1 protein-coding gene is annotated in these 1,461 nt (G+C 53.8%); it reads left to right on the top strand.

All coding sequences use genetic code 11. The features are described 5' to 3' along the window. The first annotated feature begins 210 nt into the window (after positions 1–210). Complete coding sequence (gene tsaD, locus Q0256_RS04885; protein ID WP_297960609.1) at positions 211–1,218, top strand: tRNA (adenosine(37)-N6)-threonylcarbamoyltransferase complex transferase subunit TsaD; 1,008 nt, start codon at positions 211–213, stop codon at positions 1,216–1,218. Positions 1,219–1,461 lie beyond the last annotated feature (243 nt).

Genomic DNA, 1,461 nt, shown 5'->3' with positions numbered 1-1,461 from the left:
CTGAAATTATGCGCTTTTGCTGCCTCCTGCGCTACAAAATTCCAAGACTGCAATAAATTCTACCTGATAATTTTAAAATTTAGCCCCGCGAGCGGAAGTATGTCGCGATAAAGACAAAATTTAAAGCGCGCCGTTTTAAATTTTAAAATTTCATCCGCGCCGCAGAGCCGATTTTTGAGTATAATGAGCGAAAAATTTTAAGGATTTTGTGTGATACTTGCTATTGAGAGCAGCTGCGACGACAGCTCGGTCGCGGTGATGGATGAGCGCAGTTTCGAGCTGAAATTTTACGAAAAAATAAGCCAGGAGACCGATCACGCCAAATACGGCGGCGTCGTGCCCGAGCTTGCCGCGAGGCTGCATACGGAGGCGCTGCCGCGGATTTTGCAGCGCGCAAAACCCTATTTTGGCGAGCTTAGCGCCGTCGCAGCGACCAATACCCCGGGGCTCAGCGTGAGCCTGATCGGCGGCGTGAATATGGCAAAAGCGCTCGCGCTCGCGCTAAATCTGCCGCTCATCGGCGTAAATCATCTCGTAGGCCACGTCTACTCGCTGTTTTTAGGCGGCGAGGCGCGATTTCCGATGGGCGTTTTGCTCGTTAGCGGCGGGCATACGATGGTTTTGGATATCGGCGCGGCGGGGGGTATCGAAATTTTAGCGACCACCGGCGACGACAGCTTCGGCGAGAGCTTCGATAAGATCGCCAAAATGCTAGGCCTCGGCTACCCCGGCGGCGCGCTCATCGAGGAGCTTGCAAAAGGCGGCGAGCCGAGGTTTGAACTGCCCGTGCCGCTAAAGGGCGACAGGCGGCTGGAGTATAGCTTTTCGGGGCTTAAAAACGCCGTGCGCGTGCAGATAGAGAAGCTAAAAGAGGCGGGCGAGCTGGATGAGCGGGCGATGCGCGATCTGGCGCGCTGCTTTGAAGACGCGGCGTGCGTGCACATACTGGATAAATTGCAGCGGATCTTTGAGCTGCGCCGCTTTGCGCGCTTCGGCGTCGTGGGCGGAGCGAGCGCAAACCTGCATCTGCGCGGGCTTTTGACGGATTTGTGCGAGCGGGCGGGCTGCGAGATACTTTTCGCGCCGATGAAATTTTGCTCCGACAACGCCGCTATGATCGCGCGCGCGGCGATAGAAAAGCTGCGTAAAAAGGAATTTACGGCGCCCGCAGAGCTTGAGATCATCCCGCATCTAAATCTACGCTCGGCATTTGAGTGAAATTTTAAAATTTACAAATAGTCTGCGTCCGCTAGCGGATTCTCACGCGCTGGACGTTTGAGTAAAATTTTATCTCGCGCTCGCTCACGGTTAGGTTTCGGATAAATTTCGCTTTAAATTTACACATCACGCTTCAGGCTTGCGCCGCGTTTTGTTAAATTTTTCGTACTCGCACCGCCATCGGTGCGGCTACCCTTGCACGTCCTCGCTGCTTGCAATGTCTAATAAAAATTTGATCGGCTT

Source organism: uncultured Campylobacter sp. (genome assembly GCF_937949835.1).
Classification (GTDB): domain Bacteria; phylum Campylobacterota; class Campylobacteria; order Campylobacterales; family Campylobacteraceae; genus Campylobacter_B.
The sequence above is the reverse complement of the archived record's forward strand: the minus strand, read 5'-3'. Positions and strand labels throughout refer to the sequence as shown.